This is a genomic window from Enterocloster aldenensis, from assembly GCF_003434055.1.
GTDB lineage: Bacteria > Bacillota > Clostridia > Lachnospirales > Lachnospiraceae > Enterocloster > Enterocloster aldenensis.
On record NZ_QVEX01000005.1, the window covers coordinates 105,557 to 125,317 of the forward strand.

Consider the following 19,761-nt stretch of genomic DNA (forward strand, 5'->3'; position numbering starts at 1 on the left):
CTTAGATTTCTTCTGCTATCACGCTGCACGGCGCACCTCTGGCGCCTTTTAACTTCATGGGAACAACGGAAAGTTTTACCCTCATCTTGGATATCTGGTTCAGATTCACCATTGCGCCGATAAAGCTTATATTGTTGGTTGTCATTACATTGGGGGATTCCCAGTCCTCAATGGCTTTCTCAGCCGTATACTGAGCCAGGAAACGTCTTGCCTCGATGGATGGGAAGGGGTTTCTTTCCCAGGCCGGCCTGTCGGCCCAGAGCGGTCCCTGATACTTATCACCCCTGCCCCAGTATGCAACATCGGAACCAGCCAGGCTGGATTCATTTTCGTGCATGATCCTGCAAAGTTCCTCTGCCCCTTCTTTGGAAATACAGGGTCCCCTCCTGGCATATGCATCACCCAGTTCAAGATAACGCTCATCGTCACCCCAGCCTGTCCTCAGGATGAATATATCCCCTTTCCTGATATCTGCATTCCCCGCCGCACTGCGGACCTGTTCTGCTGTCACGGCGCCGTCCATGCCGCATGGGACATCCAGTATCACCGCATCACGGTTCAGGAATTCATTTAGGGGAAGCCTGTCCACAGTAGGCGCGTTGGGATCCTGCATTGCCTTGATCATAAGCCGGGTTCCTGTCTCAGAATGCATGGTAATCATCCATAATTCATAAGAATTCTTTTCATGGGTGGTAATTGGTTCCGTGCGGAAGGGTACATCCCATGCCCAAACATTCCCCACAGGCATGTAATCATAAAACGGCATGGTACAATCAATATACTTTGACATAAAGTTTCTCTCCATTTCTATTTATTATATTTTTATTTCCTACATAACAATTGACGGCAGCCAGGTAACAAGGGCGGGCATGAAGATAATCATGAGCAGCACCACAAGAAGGACGGGGATAAATGGAAGGATTGCCTTAACCGTCTTCTCTACCGGCAGTTTAGCCACCTGGCTCACAGTAAACAGCCCCATTCCAAAAGGCGGTGTGGCAAGCCCTATCATCAGGTTCAGGACCATCATGACCCCAAAATAAACAAGATCAATACCCATGGCCTGTGCAACCGGCACCAGCACAGGAGTGATGACAATAAGGATTGCCGTTGACTCCATGAACATGCCCAGGATTAAAAGCAGGACGTTGACCACAATTATAAATGTAATGGCATTGGGCATGGCTGCCGCCATGTCGGTCAGTACGTTTCCCAGCTTACAAATGGTAAGCACATAGGAAAAAGCATTGGCAGCAGCTACAATGAACATGACAATTCCTGTGGTCATCATGGTTTCCTTAAATATCCTGGGAAGATAGGACAGTTTCAGTTCCTTGTACACAAAGAAACCCAGAATAAATGCATAGAGCACAATGACTGCGGCTGCCTCGGTAGGGGTAAACCAACCGAATGTTATGCCAAACAGGATGATTGCAGGGGACAGGATGGGAAGAAAGGATTCCCTGAAACAGTCCCATATCTGTATGGGCGTCATCCGCTCATCTCTTGGATATTTATTTTTAACAGACAGGATATGGTTCAGCACCATAAGCGCCAGGGCAATAATCAATCCGGGAACCACGCCGCCCATAAACAGTTTTCCAACTGAAACGCTGGCTATGCCTGCATAAATGACCAACGGTATGCTGGGCGGGAAGATTGGGCCGATGGTAGCTGATGCCACGGTAATGGCTGCCGCATATTCTGCGGGATATCCCTGGTCCTCCATGGACTTGATTTCGATATTCCCCAAGGAGGCGCTGTCTGCGATGGCGGAGCCCGAGATACCGGCGAAAACCACGCTGGCAACCACGTTGGCATGTCCCAATGCCCCGGGCATGCTTCCTACAATGGCCCTGGCGAAGCGGAAGATACGTTCTGTCACGCCTGAATAATTCATAATATTGGCTGCCAGGATAAATAACGGCACCGCCATCATCAGGTAAGAATCCGCACCCAGCTGGACCTTCTGCGCAATGACAACCAGCAGCATATCCGTTGTCAGGGCCAGTGAAACAAAGGTTGACAGTCCAAGGGCCAAAGCCAGAGGCACTCCAATCACTGCCAGAACAGCAAACAGCACGATAAGCAGTACAAGTGTTACATTCACGTCTCCGCCTCCTTTCCCAAAACCTCCTCAGATATAAACCTGACAGAATGGACAATCAGCACAAACATACTCAGTGAAAAAAATATGTACAGCCAGAAATTTGATATGCCGGAGGAGGCCAGCCTGGTTTCCCACAGGCTGATACTTAATTTTAATCCTTCTGACCCTAACACCCCAAAGAACAGGATTCCGGCTGCATTGAGCAGTATCTGGAATATCCGTTTCAACATTGGGGGATAGTGGTCGTAGAGCACCACGAACTTTACGTGTTCCTGCTCGTGGTAAACCATGCATGTGCAGAAGAATACCAGTGCAATCATCAGGACCCTCAGCACATCATAGGCCCATATGATACCCGTGTTAAACACATACCGCATCACCGCATTGGCGATTATGACTGCAAACATTCCTGCAAGGCAGATGATCCCGAGTACCTTTGTCACGGTATTTAAAAAATCACTAATACGTTGCAACACTTTCATCATTTTAAGTACTCCTATTTACAAAGCTTTTAACCAGGTTACCACCCCATGTCCCTTACGTTTTGGATCAGGTCAGCATCCAACTCCTTCTCCCATTTTTCATAGACAGGTCTGACTGCCTGGATCCAAGGCGCATAATCTTCAATGGGAGTTATCTTCACGCCGCCTTCTTCCAACAGGCCACGGTACTTATCGTCCGATTCGGCAACCAGGTCAGCGTACATATCACAGCCTTCGGCAACCACTTCATCAATCAGCTTCTGGTCTTCGGCTGACAGGGAATCCCAAAACTTCTGGTTAAATGCAACCACGTCAAAGTTCATCATATGATGGGTCTCTGTTTTGTATTTCTCAATTTCAAAAAAGCTCATGGTATAGGTGTTCAGGAATGGATTCTCCTCCCCGTCCAAAGCGCCGGTCTGAAGTGCCACATACACCTCGCTCACATTCATCACAGTGGTATTGGCTCCCAGGGCCTTTAAGGTATCTATCAGTATTTCATTATCAAATGCCCGGATTAAAAGTCCCTTTAAGTCGGCTGGTGATTTGACTTCACGTTTATTATTCCCTATGTTCCTCCATCCCACGGGCCACCATCCATTTGCATGGACCCCCTTTGCATCAAGCTGGGACAGAAGCTGTGCGGATTCCTCACTGTGCATGAACTTCTTGACATGGTCAAAGCCGGAAAACAGATAGGGAAGCTCCACTGTATAAATGTTCTTTTCAAGAGTACCAAAGGTGGAGGTGACACAGCTCTCTATGGTTCCATTGGTAACGCTGTTCATCAATTCATTAGATGTTCCCAGCTGCCCTGACGGGTAGGTCTCCAGCACAATCCTTCCTCCTGATTTTTCTGCCAGCTGGCCGCCCATCCACTGTCCTACAATTTCTGCCGGATGATCCACGGAATAGTTGTGCCCAAACTTGATAACCACTGTTTCACCGGACTGGGCCTCTGCCTCCGGCTTTCCCTCTGCTTCTGCCTGGGCTTTGGGGTCTGTCTCTTTGTTGTTTTCCGACACTGCCTGGGTACCGGCCGGCGCCTTACCGGAACACCCTGTAAGCGTGGATGCAATGACTGCTGCCCCCAATAATATGGCAATTCTTCTTTTCCTCATAATTCCACTCCTTTATCTGATTGATATTATAGTGTTTCATTGCTTGTTTTTAATAACTGTATGGCCTTCATCAGGTACCTGTTCCTCTTTTCCGTAATTTCCTCCATATCCTTTCCTGACCAGTCATAGAACCCCTGACCATCCTTATAACCGCGTCTGCCAGATTCAATGAGCCCTGCCAGATACGTGGAAGCCGACCTGGCTGCCGATATCTCAGGCAGCACCGTGTCCTGGACAGAAGCTGTCAATTCCAGGCCAATGGTATCCATATGTTCCAGCGGCCCCATGATAGGGAACCTGAGCCCCATACCCATCTTGATTGCCGTGTCAACGTCCTCTGCATCCGCCAGTCCCATGGATACGATCTGGATGGCTTCCCTTATGATTGCCTGATAAATCCGGTTGGCAAGCTGGCCCGGCAGATCCTTCTTCACAAGGACAGGAGACTTTCCCCATGTTTCCAACCTTTCCTTAACCTGTTTTGCCACCTGGATATCCGTGTGTTCCCCAACCACTACCTCAACCAGCGGAATCAGGTGTCCCGGGAACCAAAAATGAGTAGAAACCGTGCGTTCCGGGTACTTTGTATATCTTGCAATATCAGATATCCGAAGTCCTGATGTATTGGAGGTGATAGGGATTTCCCTGGGAAGCAGTTCATCCAGCTGTTTAAAAACCGTCTGCTTTAATTCAAGATTTTCTGATACAGCCTCAATTACCATGTTGGCTTTTTTTAATGCCGCAGCCATATCTGCCTCCGGCTCAAGCAGTCCCTCTGCCTGTTCTGCCGACCGGTCAGAAGCCAGACCATTGGAACAAAGCTCCCGCACACATTTTAAGGCATCCATCACACCCCCTTTTGCCTTATCCCTATCCACATCCACAATAATAGTGGGATTTCCAGCCAGTGCACTGACTGCTGCTATCCCGCTGCCCATGAGGCCGCCTCCCATAATCACTATACTATCTCTCATAAACATCTCCTTTAACAGTTCAATACCTTCTTCAGGAAATAACAGGACCGGACACACAGTTGGGTATCCGGCGGACCATCCACCTCCAGGCTGACGGTCCCGTCATATCCAGCCTCCATCAGATTATGAAGCCGTCTTTCATGGCAGGCATATTTGTCAGGTTTCAGGAAACCGCGTCTGTCCGGACATCCCTCATCATCCGATATATGTACATGTGCGGCAAATGGTATATATTGCTTCAGGTCCATATCGGCCTCCCCGCTCTGTTCCATATTATAAAAGTCCAGAACCAGGCGCAGGAAAGGATGTTGCACTGTTTCCACCATATCCTTTGCTTCCTCCAGATGGTTAATATAATTACAGTAGCATTCTCCCACTGCCTCCAGGGAAACATATATATCATAGGCTGCGAACTCGTCCACCGTATACCGCAGGAACTCCTCCATCTGCTGATTGGCAAGGGCCCTGTCATATCCCTTTGGCAGCTTTCTGGATCCGGGCGATCCGATTCCCACCTGGGACACAGACAGCTCTGAGGCATAGGCAGCTATCTTCCTGGCGTATGCCCTTGCCTCATCCAGGTTCTGTCCTGGCCCAGCCATGATGATATGATCCGGACAATATGCATTCAGGCTCTTACACCTAAGGCCCCGGTCATCCAGACTGCGCCGTAATGCGGCGATGCGGCCGGGTTCCATCTGAAACAGTTCCCTTCCCGGCAGCTCCACGAAATCAAAACCACATTCAGGAATCTTCTCAATATTCCCTACCGATACACAACAGCCAATCTCCATATACCCAATCCCCCTCCGCTCAGCATGATTGGCAGACACCATATCCGGTTTCCCGGATATATCATCCAATCCCCAGCACCCTGCTTATATTTTTGTGGAATATCAACTCCTTTTCCTCTTCACCCACAACGCCCTGCAGCAGGGCCTTATACTTGGCAACCTCCGCCCTCATTACTTCAAATGGCGTGTCGCTTCCAAAGCATATCCGGTCCGGGCCCACCTCACGGATTCCTTTCAGCAGGGACCTGGCTCTTATATCGCTGCCTATGATTGTTACGTTCGGGCACTCCTTGGCCACTTCGATGGCCGATGCGCTAAGGTCTGAGAGGGCCGCTCCTCCCATGTGCACCATAAGGATTTTTAACTCCGGATACCGCTTTGCTATGTTCCTTACCCGGTGAGGATGGGTACCCTCGTACGCATCCGCGCCCGTATGCAGCGCCAGCACCGCATTGCATCTGGCAACCTCCTCTACCAGCGGAAGTACCATCTCCGAATCATCATTCATATGTTCATTCTGTGCCCCATTAAATTTGACACCATAAAATCCATACTCATACAGGCACCGGTGAAGCTCATCCCTGGCATTGTCCTGTCCCAGCCTTGGGTCAACCCAGCCAAAACCCAGGATTTTCCCAGGATACCGTTTGGATGATTCATACAGGTAGCGCTGTACCTCCGGCAGCATGGACCGGATGTAGGGCCTGTGTACCCAACAGAGGGCCTTGTCAACTCCCGCTTCTTCCATGGATTCCATGAGCATCTCAGCGTTCATGTTGGTCTCATACTCACGAAGGGGCGAAAGATGCACATCTGCGTCAATTATCATAGCATTTCCTCCTTTGCCGGTCAGATATCCTGACCTTAAGATTGCAATTAATGAGTCATCTCATATAACCTATCTAACTTGGTTATATTATATACATACTTTACGTGCATTTACAAGAGCATTTTTTATTTTTGTCTAAATTTTGCAAATATGCTACTGATTTTTGCAGCATAATATACAAAAATTTTTAAACTAAATTTAAAAAGCACCTCCCGCAGGAAGTGCTTCTCACTCTAAAATCACAATATCCATGTCTTTATTATCCATCAAGCCTCAATCTATCCCTGACCAGTACGCGCCTACCCTTTCACCGCCCCCAAGGTCAGCCCATCCTTCATAAAGGCCTGTAACACAATAAAGATGATAATGACCGGCAGGGTTGCCAGTGCGGTCCCGGCCATGGTGACAGGCCATGGCGTTGACATGCCCTCGCTGAAGGGAAGCATGGTAATCGCCACCATCAGGGTATATTTCTCGCTCTTGCGGAGGAAAATCAGGGGCCAGAAGAAATCATTCCATCTGGCTATGACTGTCAGGATGCCCCAGGAAGCCAGCGCAGGCTTGATAATGGGCATTACGATGCTGGTGTAAATCTTAAAATCATGGCAGCCGTCAATGCGGGCCGACTCGATGATTTCATCCGGCACATCCATGATGTACTGTCTCATGTAGAAAATACCGATTGCAGTTGCCATCCTCGGGATGACCAGGGACCACAGGCTGTTAATCAGCTCCATCTTCCTCATGACCAGGAACATGGGGATTGAACCCACCTCAGGCGGGATCAGCATGGTTGCCACGCAGAAATAAAACAATGTCTTATTGCCCGGGAACTTGTATTTTGCAAACGCAAAACCAGCCAGGGAGCAAAAAAACAGGGATGTGACCGTGCCGAAAAACGTGGTGAACACGCTGTTATAAAAGTTCTTCCAGAAGTTAGGAAGCAGTTCGAAAAGACGTTTCAGGTTCCCCAGGGAAGGATTCTTAAGAATCAGGGAATTGAATCCGCTGACGCTCTCCCCTGCTCCTTTCAGTGCAATCATGCACATCCATATGATTGGGAACATGGAAAATATAACTATGATGATAAGCAGCGTATGTACCAGTATATCCACCAGCTGCCTTCTTGTTCTGTAACCCATATACCCACCTCCCTTATACTTCGCCCTGTTTCATGCGGATGATAAACTGGATAACGGAAACAATCAGCAGGATAAGGGTCAGCATACAGCCGATTGAACTTGCATATCCCAGCTTAAACACATTGAAACCAGATTCATACATGTACTGGAACAAGGATACGTTGGACGTACCAGGCCCCTGCAGCATAAATGGCTCATTGAATATCTTCCAGCTGTCAGCAGTCAGTGTGATGAAGCAGAAAAACATGACATTGGACAGGGAGGGCAGCGTAATCTTGAAGAAACGCTGGAATGCATTGGCCCCGTCCACCTTTGCCGCCTCATAATATTCAGGCGATATGTTGAGCAGTCCTGACAGCAGTATCATGGTAAACCAGGGAGTATTCCTCCATACATTCAGCGCAATGACCGGAATCTTGGAAAACCTGGTGCCTGTAAGCCAGTCTACCTTGTTTCCGCCCATGGCAAAGATGACCTCGTTAATAAGGCCGGTATTCTTCTCAAACAGCATGCTGAAAATAATGCCCATGGCAATCACTGCGCAGATATTAGGCAGATAGGTGGCGCTTTTGAAAAATGCCTTGCCCCTTAGCCTGTTATAATTGAGCAGCCCTGATATCAGAAGCCCCAGGGCCAGTATCAGTATGACACCTGTAATCCAGTAAATCACCGTGTTCTTAAGCGCATCCCAAAACATATAATCCTTAAAAAGCATGCGGTAGTTCTGCGCGCCGGTAAACCGCGGCTCCCCAATTCCGTTCCACTCCGTCAGGCTGATATACACGGTCCAGAGATTGGGTACCAGCTGAAACACCAGGAACAGAATAAAAAAGGGCATGATGAACAGATAAGGATACCGGTACCGTTTTAGAAATTTAGCCATGATTTGCCACCCCTTCTTCTCATATAAATATAACAGGCGCGGCACGGATTGATTCAGTGCCTTGCTCCGTGCCGCGCCATTTGACTCCCCTCAGATTAACTATCCAAGAAGATTATTCGATTGTTGCCTTTCCAATCTTCGCTTCCAGATTCTTCTGCATATTTGCAATCGCATCGTCCATGCTCTGATCTCCTGCAACATACTTTTCCAGCTCAGCGCTTATAATGGTGTCTGCTTCCGCATCCTGTGGTGTCACCACCAGGTTCTTGGAACTGTTCTCAAGTCCCTTTCCTTCCATTTCCCTAAAGGACTGACCGCCGTAGAAATCAGATGGTTCTTTCCAGAATGGGTCTTCCAGCATGGAAAGGGATACCGGGTTCGCATACGGTCCGTTCTGTGACTCAACCTCATTGACCCATTCCTTGCGGGCATCATTATCAAACTGGAAATCATACCACAGCTTCTGGAACAGGGAGGTATATGGGTCGTCCGGATTGTTGATGACTGCCCAGTACTGTGAGACAGGCGCTCCCCCGGTTCCGATTTCCTTGAACACAGGCGCCTTCATCACACGCCAGTCCCCGGCCGTCTCCGGTACGTTCAGGCGCAGGAACTCATCCCAGAATGCACCGATATAGAAGGTTGCAATCTTATCTTCCCGGATGGAATCATACATGGGCGGCTCCAGGATTGCGGACTTAAACAGCAGGTCTTCCTGGCAGAGTGTATCCAGTGTTGTAAATGCCAGCTTGGCGCCTGGGTCGCTTCCGATTACCACATTGCCCTGGTCATCCCAGATATGGGCGTCCGCCTGGGGCATGAGACCGCGGCGTCCATAATAACGCCAGGTACGGCTTGTGGGATCGATATAGGAAAGGTATGTCTCCCCATTGCTCTTTTCCTTTAACTGGCGTCCTGCTTCAATCCAGCCCTCGATGGTTTCCATCTGAGCAGGGTCAACGCCGTATTTGTCAAAAATCCTCTGGTTATAGAACAGCAGCTGGGGACGTACGGAATCAGGATATCCGTAAATCTTCCCGCCAAGGGTGGCGTCGCTGCAGGCGCCGTCAACCATATTGGGCACCTGCGGGGAGATGTCGTCTGTCACATCCATCACAATACCGCCCTTTGCCAGGTCGATGAGGCTAACCGGGTCTATCATGGTAGCGGTTGGCAGGTCGTCCATGGCTCCGGACAGGTATGTCATACTGATTTTCTCACGGGCGTCATTGACATCCTTGGTCTGGACAATCTCAATCTTTACACCCGGCGCGATATCACGGTTGCGCTCCAGCCAGTTGTCAAAGTAAATCTGCAGATACTGGGGCTGTCCATAAGCGTAAATGGTCATGGTGCCATCCGGATAGGCCTGCTTGTCCTCCCCTGCCGCCTGGCTGCCCCCATCGGCTGCCGGTGCCTGTGTTTCCTTTGGCGCCGCGGTATCCGCAGGCTTGTCAGAGCCGGAACCGCCGCAGGCCGTTGCCGACAGCACCATTGAGCCGATTAGGATTGCTGATAAAATTCGTTTCTTCATATTAGAATCTCCCTCCCACCATGGTCTTCCATGGCTTTTATATTAACATTATATTGCTTACAGGATTCCGGCTGCCGCATGGACGGTCACAGCCCTTCCAGGGCATCCACCGCGGTCCTGAGACGGTCATAGGATGTTCCTGTGGGAATGGTGCAGTCCGTACCCAGGATAAACCCGGTCCTTCCGGCCTCCGCCACCACGCGTCTTACCTCTTCCCTTATCTCATCCGCAGTGCCCTCAATCAACGGACCCATATGGTTGGAGAGCCCGCCCATGATTGCACAGTCCGTAAATATCCTGCGTCCCTCCGCCAGGCTTAAACCGGCCTCATACACGCCCCAGTTGGCAATGGTATAAAGGCCCTTATAGCTCTTATACCGGTCAAAATTCACATCGGTCTTGCACATGTGCAGGATGTTGTTCCCGCCTGCCTCCAGGCACGCATTCATGATCTGCTTATCAAACGGCATTATGTATTCTTCAAATTCCTGGTCCGTAAACAGGAAACGCTCACCGCCCAGTCCCGCATACAGGATTCCGTCCAGGCCCAGTTCCACAAACTTCCCGGCCAGCTGGCACAGCCCGTCGGCAATCCGCTTCATGGCATCCAGCACCGGCGCCTTATCCTGACGCAGATGGCTTACCAGCAGCTGCCTTACAGGCATATATCCATAATCCGGTTCAATGGGATGGATGGTGGACGCCACAATGCCGTGGAGCGTGCCGATGTTATAGGCATCCATGTCACACCGGTCCAGCACCCGCTTCACCAGTTCGATTTCATCCTGCATGAACTTGTCATTCAGGGAAATGCTCCTGATGCACTTCCAGTCATCCGGTGTCTTGATTGAGCCCATATTGGGAACCAGGTTTTCATTCATGATTTTCTGGATATCCGGATTTACCTCTTTAAAAAACTTGAGATGTTCCTCCACGGCAGCTTCACCAAATGCCACTTCCCTTGGAAAATGCATGGTAAAATAGCTGGGAACCTTATCCACGGGCTGATTCTTCATTGCCGCAAAAACTCGCTCTCTTTTCTTCACGTCCCTTTACTCCTTTATATTTATTTCACCGAATATACTTTTTTCATTTCTAAATAATATCACATACTTGTGAAATTTTCAATATATTCGGAATTTTTTATGTGCATTTCGACTATTTGCGACACATTTTCCATCTTTTTCTCCGTAGTTTTTCACAATACGCTCAAAACCCTCTCGCTTATATAAACCACAATGCAGCAGGCAGCCGACACCTTTAAGAGTCCTCCCCCGGCCAGCGCCGCAAGGATTCCTGTAATCAGGGCCGCCAGGGCCGATACAGGACTTCTGGTAGCTTCCAGGATGGACGGGAATGTCATTACCGCCAGTGTCACATACGGCACATAATATAAGAATGACCGGATCATTGTATTTTTTAATTCATGCCGGATGAAAATCAGCGGAACCGCCCGAACCAGGTAAGTGGCGGCTCCCATGACCAATATGTAGATATATACGTTATGCTCCATTTTCCCTCTCCTCTTTTATCGGAAACAGTATGGCTGCCGCCCCGGCTATGATGACGGTCAGCGCCATGATCCGCGTACCCGGTGAGATACCGCTGCACAGTATGGACATGGCATAACTGGCAGCCATGGAAACTGCAATCAGTACGCCCAGGACCCGTTCCCTGGCAGCCGGAGGCACAATCACTGCCAGGAACATTCCGTAAAGCCCTACCCCCAGGGCGCTCACAAGCCCCTCAGAAAGGGCATTCCCCGCAACCACGCCAAGGCATGTGCCTGCCGCCCATCCGGGCATGGATATAAGCATCATCCCATAATAATAACAGGGATCCAGCTTTCCCGGAACCAGGATGGATGCGCCGAACAGCTCATCCGTAACATCATATCCCATAAGCATGCGGTGAAGCACGGATGCACTGCTTCCAAGCTTCTGGCTCAGGGCACATGACATCAGGAGATACCGGGCATTGATGATCAGCATCATGATTCCGGCCTCCACATATCCGGCCTTCCCGGAAATCATGGTAAAGCCTGCAAATTCTCCTGCCGAGGCATTCATGAACAGGCTGGTAATGGTTGCCTGGAAGGGCGTAAGCCCTGCGTGCCGGGCCGTTATGCCAAGGGTAAAGCCCACGGACAGATACCCAAGGGCAATCGGTATCCCGTCATGTATTCCCTTTTTCAGCCAAAATGAATTCTTTGTATCCATTGTTTTTCCCACTTGTATTTTGTGATGGCTTTATTATAACTCTGGGATTGAAATAAGAAAAACGAAAGTTTATAATGAATACATTAGATTGACTTATGTTTAGGAAATGATGAAAGGAGATGGCCATGAACCGATATGATGTGTTTATAAGGATTGTGGAAACCGGCAGTTTTACCCAGGCAGCGGCCGAGTCAGGTTACACCCAGTCTGCCGTAAGCCAGATGATACGCACATTGGAACACGAACTGAATACCACCCTGTTCCTGCGCTCCAAGACCGGCGCAGAGCTGACGCCGGACGGCAGGGAATATCTGCCTTACATACAGTCAGTCAGCAATGCCAGACGTGAATTAGACGTAAAATGCCAGGAAATGCAGGGACTTGAACGGGGCCTGATACGCGTTGGGACATTTACCAGCGTCAGCCGTACCTGGCTCCCCAGGTTCATAAAGGAATTCAAGAAAATGTATCCCTCCGTACAGTTCATCCTGCGGCAGGGGGATTACACCAGCATCTGCCAGTGGGTGGCGGAGGGAAGCGTTGATTTTGGCTTTACCAATCCGGACGTCACATCCAGGCTTACCATCATCCCCCTGTGTACGGACCGCATGCAGGCCGTCCTTCCGCCGGACCACTATCTGGCAGGGGAAGAATCCATCTCCCTGAAGACCCTGGCGTCCCTGCCCTATATCCTTTTGGATGAGGGAGTGGAACTGAGCGTTCCCCTGTCCGCCTTTTACAGGCATGGACTGAACCCCAACATACAGTACACGGTAGTGGATGACTACACCATCATGTCCATGGTGGAGCAGGGCCTGGGTGTCTCCAGTCTCTATGACCTGGTATTAGAGGGGTATCACCAGAACATCGTTACCAAACCCATCTATCCCCAAGTCACCCGCACCCTGGCCCTGGTATATAAAAATAAGAAGGTGCTGCCCATTGCCAGCAGATATTTCATCGATTATATACTGGACTACTTTAAGGTATAGGAATTAGGCAAGGATTTTCTCCTTGCGCCCTATCATCTCATCAATCCGGCTGATATACTGCTCCACTTCCTTCACGTTCTCACACCGTTCCCGCCTGTTTTCAGATGGGAACACCACCTTGGTGGTGGTGCCGGCGCCGCAGGCCGCAATGGTCTGCATTTCCTCCATGATAAGGATGTTATAGATACAGGCCTTGCCCGGAAGGGAGTATCCCACATTCTCAAAGTTGCCGGCCATGTTCTTCTGGCGGTAGAGATAATATGGCTCCATCCCCATCTCCCTGGCGCATGCCGCGCTCAGGTCAATCATCTCAGGCGTATTGCTGATTTTCAGGTCCCCGTACTGTTCCTTAAACATGTTCAGGCGGGCAGCCCGCTTAATGGCAAGGGAATGGACGGTAAGGGAGTCCGGCGCCAGCTTCTTTACCTCATGAAGGGTATGGCGCACATCGTCCATATCCTCTTCAGGAAGTCCCATGATCAGGTCCATGTTGATGTTGTCAAATCCCATCTCCCTTGCCATCCAAAACCGCTCCTTAACCATTTCCACGGTATGACGGCGTCCAATCAGATCCAGGGTCTTCTGGTTCATGGTCTGGGGATTAATGGAAATTCGGGTAATCCCATGGTCCCTCAGCACCTGCAGTTTTTCCTCAGTTATGCTGTCCGGCCGTCCGGCTTCCACGGTAAACTCCAGGGCGTGCGCTGTGTCAAACAGGTCTTCCAGCTTACATAAGATGGCATGGATATCTTCTGCCGGAAGGGACGTCGGCGTGCCGCCGCCAAAATAAATGGTATCCAGCGGGCGTCCCTTCATCTTCCCTGCGGTGTATTCCAGTTCCTTAAACAGCGCCTCCAGATAAAGCCCTGTGCGCCCCGTCCATTTGCTGATGGGATAAGAGGTAAAGGAACAGTACAGGCAGGTGGTGGGACAGAACGGGATTCCCACGTAAAGGCTGTATCCCCTCTCATAATCCAGGGGTTCAAGCAGCTTCTTTTCCCTGGCCGCAATCTCCAAACTCAGGTTAATCTTCTCATCGCTGGCCATGTAGGTTTCTTTCATGAAGGAGCGTATATCGTCCCCGCTCCAGCCTTCCTCCAGCCTGGTAAGGGCAATCTTGGTGGGACGGATTCCTGTAAGGGAACCCCAGGGAAGCCTGGTTCCCGTGCGCTCCATAAGCATCTGATAGAACATCTTCTTAACCACATTCTTGGTGGCTGAGTGGTCAGACAGGTCGGAGGCACCGGTACGGGCCATTGCCAGTTTCCAGGATACAGGTCCTTCTTCCTCCGGGCTTGTCCCGGCCGGACAATCCTCGCCCCTGCCCTGATCCAGTCCATTCCTGCCGCCATCCCCGCCGCCGTCCCTGTCCCATATGAGGACCGAGATTTCCCCCTGCCCCAGCCTTGTCTCCACGTAAAACCACAGTTCATCCCTAACCTCATGGGCATAGGTTTCCCCCGGATAAAAGGACATCAGAAGTTCTCTGATGTCCTGTTCATATGCATTATCCTGTATTAATAATCCAATCATATAAGTCCTGCTTTCATTATCTGTAAAATGCAATGGGATTGCTCTGTTTCTCATGTCCAATGGTGGTTGGCTCCCCATGTCCCGGATATACCATGGTATCATCCGGCAGCGGGAATACCTTATTTATGATGGAATCCACAATCTGGCTGCTGCTTCCCGTGGGAAGGTCCGTCCTTCCATAGGATTCACAGAACAGGGTGTCTCCTGCAAAGACCACCTCTTCCTCAGGAACATAGTAGCACACTGACCCGGATGTATGTCCGGGCGTCCCTATCACCTTCCAGCCAAACCCAATCAGGTCAAGCCCATCCCCGTCCTTTAACAGCACGTCTGCATGGAAGCTGACCTGCATGCCGCCCCAGCTGCCGGACATGTTAAGCCCCCCGTCTGCCAGCATGGCATCCTCTGTCTCAGAAGCATATATCTTAATATGGAATGTACGCCGTATATCCTCTGCCGCCATGATATGGTCAAAATGGCCGTGGGTCAGAAGCACTGCCCTGGGTGAAATCCCCAGTTCACTGCATTTATTCAGGATATAATGTGCATTGTCGGCCGGGTCTATGATCACGGCCTCCTTTGTAGTATCATGATAGACCAGGAAACAATTGGTGCTCACCGCTCCCAGCACACATGTCTTAACACGCATATCATTCATATCGGTTCCCCTTTCCATATGGCAGCCGTCCATACCTTATATATCCGCATCAGCCGCCTGGCTCCGGCCATACCAGGCGGCATCCAATATCACCAGGCAGCAGCCCGCGTCACCAGACAGCAGCCCACATTATCCGGCAGTACGCGCAATATCCAGCACCCCTTCTATCTGGCGTATCTTATCCGTGAGACGGTTCAGTTCCTCCGTGCCATGGATGTCAAATGTCATGATGATGGTTGCCTTGCCCTGTTTGCTGGTCCTCACATTCATGGAGGTGATGTCAATCTGTTTTTCCGTGAACACCTTGGATATATCGGCAAACATGCCAATCCTGTTATTGGCAAATATCTTGATTTCCGTGGAATACTGCTCGTTGTTGGTAGCGCCTTCGGCCATCTGCCACTCCGCGTCAATGAGCCTGCCCCGCTCATCCTCAGGCAGGTTAATCATGTTGATGCAGTCCGTGCGGTGGATGGATACGCCTCTGCCCCTGGTGACAAATCCCACGATTTCATCGCCCGGAACAGGGTTACAGCACTTGGAAAAACGCACTGCCAGGTCATGGATGCCCTTAACCACGATTCCGCTCTTGGACTTGCGCACCGTTGCCTCGCCTGAACGCCCGGCCGTATCCGCAATTCCGTTCAGCACATCCTCGTCCGTTATCTCGCGCTTTAATTTCTTCTCACGCTCTTCAAGCATCTTGTTGATGACCTGGCCTTCCTTCAGGCCGCCGTGCCCGATGGATGCCAGCACGGAATCCCAGTCCTTGAACGCATAGCGGTTCATGACCTTTTCCATGAACTCGGGCTTGCTTATCTCAGACCAGTTAATTCCCTTGGCCTTGCAATAGCGCTCAATGGAGTCACGGCCCCGGACGATATTGTCATCCTTCATCTGGTTCTTAAACCACTGGTTAATCTTATTCTTAGCCTGTGTGCTCTTAACAATGTTCAGCCAGTCCCTGCTGGGGCCTTTGGAATTCTGGGAAGTGAGGATTTCCAGCTGGTCGCCGTTCTGGATTACGTACTCTATGGGCACCAGCTTGCCGTTCACCCTGGCCCCCACCATCTTGTTGCCCACTGCACTATGTATACAGTATGCAAAATCAATGGGGGTGGAACCGCTGGGAAGCGTCTTCACATCACCGGATGGCGTAAAACAGTATACGCTGTCCGAAAACAGGTCCAAATCACCCTTGACCATGCTCAGGAACTCCTTGGAATCATCCGTGTCCCTCTGCCATTCCAGTATCTGGCGCAGCCAGCTGAGCTTTGCCTCCTCACTGCCCGCCGCCACCTGCCCGCTGCCGCTCTCCTTGTACTTCCAATGGGCGGCAATACCGTATTCCGCGGTCCTGTGCATTTCATAGGTGCGGATCTGTATCTCAAAGGGCTGTCCATTGCTGCCGATCAGGGTGGTGTGCAGTGACTGGTACATATTCTGCTTGGGCATGGCAATGTAGTCCTTAAAACGCCCGGGTATGGGCTTATACATCTCATGAATCACGCCCAGGGCCGCATAGCAGTCCTTTACGTTATCCACCATGATCCTTACCGCGAATAAATCATATATCTGATCCAGGGTCTTATTCTGGTTCACCATCTTCTTATAGATACTGAAGAAATGCTTCACCCTTCCGCCGACCGTGGCGTCCACGCCCGCTTCCTTCATATGGTTCTTAACTTCATCCACAATTTCCTGGACAAAGGCCTCCCTGGCATCCTTGCGCAGGTCTACCTTTTCCACCAGATCATAATAAACATCCGGCTTCAGGAATTTAAGTGACAGATCGTCCAGTTCAATCTTAATCTTGGAAATACCCAGCCTGTCGGCAATGGGCGCATATATCTCCATGGTCTCCCTGGCTTTTTCCTTCTGCTTCTCCGGTTTCCAGTACTGTCCCGTGCGCATGTTGTGCAGGCGGTCGGCCAGTTTGATGATGATGACGCGGATATCCTTAGCCATGGCAAGGAACATCTTGCGCAGGTTATCTGCCTGAATCTCCACCTTATCCTTGTCCCAGTTGAGCTGGGTCAGCTTTGTAACTCCGTCCACCAGAAATGAAACCTCGGAACCAAACTCTTTGGTCAGCTGGTCCAGGGTCATGATTGTGTCCTCCACCACATCGTGGAGCAGCCCTGCGGCAATGGTTTCCTTATCCATCTCAAGATCTGCCAGCACAATGGCCACACAGAGCGGATGGATGATGTACGGCTCGCCTGACTTGCGCTTCTGTTCCTTGTGCGCCTCATTGGCAATCCTGTACGCTTTTTCAATCATGGTTATATCATCGGACGGATGGTATTTACGGATGGTATGAATCAGGTCCTGATACAGTTCTTCAGGGCTGGTAAAGTCCGCCGGAGCTTCCAGTTCAATATCCAGTTTTTCTTTTGTTCCCTTTTCTGCCATATCTGCGGTCACCTTTTCCTATGGATAGTCAAGATACATTATAATTTTTTTTATGTAAAAAAGCAAGGGTAGGATAGAAAAAACCTAAGCGGGGCTTATGCCGGCCCCGCTTCATCTGACTTATCATACACTGCTATCCCATTTTTATTGCCGTGCTTCACACGGTACATGGCCCTGTCCGCACGGTTGATCAGGTCGTCCATGCGCTCTGTTTCCCTCTGGGCAAAGGCCAGACCCACCGATGCGTTGATTCTGTGATTGGTCCCGTCAGGCAGATGTATGAGGGGACGCTGCCCATACCCCTCTTCCACCTTATTGAGGATGGTCTCCCTGTCGCTGTACCCATAGAAGAAAAGTACGAACTCATCCCCGGACAGCCGCACTGCAACGCACTGTTCCTGGGCCGCCATGTCCGCAAGCATGTCCGCCATGGCCTTTAAGTACCGGTCCCCCATCTCATGGCCGAAGTTGTCATTAATATACTTCAGGTTATCCAGGTCACAGAACACCAGGGCATTGACCATGTTCCTGTTGTCATCCAGTATCTTCTGCCCTTCCTTTTTCAGATAAGCCGCATTGTACAGGCCCGTCAGCTGGTCATGCTGGGAAATGTTCCTGAGGCGCACAATCTCCTTGTACGCATCCGTCTTGTCTATCATCATGCCGAACACGCCGTTTTCCTCGGTCCTCTGCCGGATGGACACGGCCCGTCTGTTGCCGCTCTGGTCCACAAAGGAATAACCGTCCTCCAGCTCATGGATACGTTCCATACGCCCAAGGATATCCTGCCACTGTCCATAATCCATCTCACCCACCGGTTTCCTCCGGTCCGGCCGGATATCCAGAAGGTGCCAGATGGACGGGCTCAGTTTGACCTTTCCTGCTTTGTCCTGGTACTCAAAGCTTCCCACATTATCCCCAGCGGACTCCATGGCAAAGGAATATCTGGAATAACTCTGCTCCAGCTTTGCAGCCATGTCATTCAGGGCCTGGTGAATCCTGTCAATCTCCACAATCCCGCTTTCCTTAAAATGGACCTCCTCCGGCTTCTGGTCCGTTATATCCTCCTGAAGCTTCTGGATGGGCTTAAGTACGATCCAGATGGCGATATAGGAAAAAATCATGGCAATCAGAATAGAAAACAGATACACCCCCGCCACCATGATGACCGTGGAATAAGAAAGGGCCGCCAGTTCCGAATGGTGGCATACGGCCGCCACGTACACAGCCCCGCCGTCCATGTAGCCATAGGTCTGGAGCACGCTGCGCACCCCGTCATAGGCCGTGCCCTTATAATTCAGGGAAATGTGGCCGCTCTTTTCATCATATGTATATCCGGTGCCCTCCAGCTCCGGGTCAACGCTGTATCTTATATTGTCCTCTGAAAGCAGCAGGACAGCCATTCCCCCATAAGGGGGATTGTCCAGCTTGAGATATGTGTCCAGCATATCCCTGCTGATTTCCAGTCCCATGATCAGACGGTCCCCCTTCTTTTCCTGGGTCAGGACATAATACATGCGTTCATCGTTAAAGAACCAGGTCCCGCCGCTGCCCCTCATATCCCAGAACTGTCCTGCATCGGCCCAGTCCTCATCCGACAGCTTAGGCCTCCAGTTCCTGGCCAGGGCAATGGAGTAGCTGCTCTCCGGCTTTCCGATCACACAGCTGATATCGCCGTAGGTGGAGGAATAGATATCCGGTTCGCCATCGTGGAATACCAGCGCCTCCCGGTTGTCTAAATCAATATAGAATATCCCATCTGCTGATGAAGAATGGTTCAGGTTATCAATCAGCCGGTTCTGGATTTCCTCCTTATCTGACATCCGCCCCAGTTCCTTTTCCATGGTATTGGACAGCAGGAGTACGTTGTTCATGTAACCGGACAAAAGAGAATTCTTTTCAGATACCTGGGACTCCATTACCTTATATGGACGGTTGACCGTCCCGGAAAATGTGCCGGTTACCAACAGGCCAATACCAAATATGACGCTCTGCAGCAGTATGGCAAGCAGTATTGCATTCCTCACCCTGTTGCTCAACAAATATTTCTTCATAGGACGAATCTCCATTCCAGC

18 protein-coding genes are annotated in these 19,761 nt (G+C 50.4%); 1 reads left to right on the plus strand and 17 read right to left on the minus strand.

The annotated features are described in order from the left end of the window. Position 1: 1 nt before the first annotated feature. The 13 genes from DWX59_RS12280 to DWX59_RS12340 form a co-directional block, all read right to left on the minus strand. Positions 2 to 790: a cyclase family protein gene (locus tag DWX59_RS12280; RefSeq protein ID WP_165642761.1), complete on the minus strand. Its 789-nt coding sequence runs from the start codon at positions 788 to 790 to the stop codon at positions 2 to 4. Positions 791 to 829: 39 nt separating this feature from the next. After that, entirely contained in the window at positions 830 to 2,110 is a 1,281-nt protein-coding gene (locus DWX59_RS12285) for a TRAP transporter large permease (protein ID WP_117559492.1), read from the minus strand. Next, positions 2,107 to 2,595, minus strand: a complete 489-nt coding sequence (locus tag DWX59_RS12290) for a TRAP transporter small permease (protein WP_117559495.1) — start codon at positions 2,593 to 2,595, stop codon at positions 2,107 to 2,109. Before DWX59_RS12290 ends, DWX59_RS12285 begins: the two co-directional genes overlap by 4 nt. A gap of 35 nt (positions 2,596 to 2,630) precedes the next feature. Continuing rightward, positions 2,631 to 3,713: a TRAP transporter substrate-binding protein gene (locus DWX59_RS12295; protein ID WP_117559497.1), complete on the minus strand. Its 1,083-nt coding sequence runs from the start codon at positions 3,711 to 3,713 to the stop codon at positions 2,631 to 2,633. A gap of 26 nt (positions 3,714 to 3,739) precedes the next feature. Continuing rightward, a complete protein-coding gene (locus tag DWX59_RS12300) occupies positions 3,740 to 4,687 on the minus strand; it encodes a 3-hydroxyacyl-CoA dehydrogenase family protein (protein WP_117559499.1) in 948 nt (315 codons plus the stop codon). Positions 4,688 to 4,698: 11 nt separating this feature from the next. Next, a complete protein-coding gene (locus tag DWX59_RS12305) occupies positions 4,699 to 5,481 on the minus strand; it encodes a sugar phosphate isomerase/epimerase family protein (protein ID WP_166460208.1) in 783 nt (260 codons plus the stop codon). Between the two features lie 61 nt (positions 5,482 to 5,542). After that, positions 5,543 to 6,310: an amidohydrolase family protein gene (locus tag DWX59_RS12310; RefSeq protein ID WP_117559503.1), complete on the minus strand. Its 768-nt coding sequence runs from the start codon at positions 6,308 to 6,310 to the stop codon at positions 5,543 to 5,545. 299 nt (positions 6,311 to 6,609) lie between these two features. After that, entirely contained in the window at positions 6,610 to 7,452 is an 843-nt protein-coding gene (locus tag DWX59_RS12315; RefSeq protein WP_117559504.1) for a carbohydrate ABC transporter permease, read from the minus strand. Positions 7,453 to 7,465: 13 nt separating this feature from the next. Further along, on the minus strand, positions 7,466 to 8,335 hold the full coding sequence (locus tag DWX59_RS12320) for a carbohydrate ABC transporter permease (RefSeq protein WP_117559506.1): 870 nt from the start codon (positions 8,333 to 8,335) through the stop codon (positions 7,466 to 7,468). Between the two features lie 112 nt (positions 8,336 to 8,447). After that, positions 8,448 to 9,869 carry an ABC transporter substrate-binding protein gene (locus tag DWX59_RS12325; protein ID WP_117559508.1) on the minus strand — a complete coding sequence of 474 codons (1,422 nt, stop codon included), beginning with the start codon at positions 9,867 to 9,869 and terminating at the stop codon, positions 8,448 to 8,450. Positions 9,870 to 9,955: 86 nt separating this feature from the next. Beyond that, complete coding sequence (locus DWX59_RS12330; protein WP_117559510.1) at positions 9,956 to 10,915, minus strand: uroporphyrinogen decarboxylase family protein; 960 nt, start codon at positions 10,913 to 10,915, stop codon at positions 9,956 to 9,958. Between the two features lie 152 nt (positions 10,916 to 11,067). Further along, entirely contained in the window at positions 11,068 to 11,382 is a 315-nt protein-coding gene (locus DWX59_RS12335; RefSeq protein WP_117559512.1) for an AzlD domain-containing protein, read from the minus strand. Further along, on the minus strand, positions 11,372 to 12,088 hold the full coding sequence (locus tag DWX59_RS12340; protein WP_180215752.1) for an AzlC family ABC transporter permease: 717 nt from the start codon (positions 12,086 to 12,088) through the stop codon (positions 11,372 to 11,374). Before DWX59_RS12340 ends, DWX59_RS12335 begins: the two co-directional genes overlap by 11 nt. A 125-nt stretch (positions 12,089 to 12,213) precedes the next feature. On the opposite strand from DWX59_RS12340, the gene DWX59_RS12345 reads away from it, so the two are divergent. Further along, entirely contained in the window at positions 12,214 to 13,080 is an 867-nt protein-coding gene (locus DWX59_RS12345; protein WP_117559516.1) for a LysR family transcriptional regulator, read from the plus strand. Positions 13,081 to 13,083: 3 nt separating this feature from the next. Here DWX59_RS12345 and hemZ read toward each other — a convergent pair whose 3' ends face one another. The 4 genes from hemZ to DWX59_RS12365 form a co-directional block, all read right to left on the minus strand. Continuing rightward, positions 13,084 to 14,613: a coproporphyrinogen dehydrogenase HemZ gene (gene hemZ / locus DWX59_RS12350; RefSeq protein WP_117559518.1), complete on the minus strand. Its 1,530-nt coding sequence runs from the start codon at positions 14,611 to 14,613 to the stop codon at positions 13,084 to 13,086. 16 nt (positions 14,614 to 14,629) lie between these two features. Beyond that, positions 14,630 to 15,271 (minus strand): MBL fold metallo-hydrolase, encoded by a 642-nt coding sequence (locus DWX59_RS12355; RefSeq protein ID WP_117559733.1) that lies wholly within the window; start codon positions 15,269 to 15,271, stop codon positions 14,630 to 14,632. Between the two features lie 129 nt (positions 15,272 to 15,400). Beyond that, positions 15,401 to 17,686 (minus strand): RelA/SpoT family protein, encoded by a 2,286-nt coding sequence (locus tag DWX59_RS12360; protein ID WP_117559520.1) that lies wholly within the window; start codon positions 17,684 to 17,686, stop codon positions 15,401 to 15,403. Positions 17,687 to 17,781: 95 nt separating this feature from the next. Further along, the gene (locus tag DWX59_RS12365; protein ID WP_117559522.1) at positions 17,782 to 19,740 is read right to left on the minus strand and encodes a sensor domain-containing diguanylate cyclase; all 1,959 of its coding nucleotides are present in this window, start codon (positions 19,738 to 19,740) and stop codon (positions 17,782 to 17,784) included. Between the last annotated feature and the right edge of the window lie 21 nt (positions 19,741 to 19,761).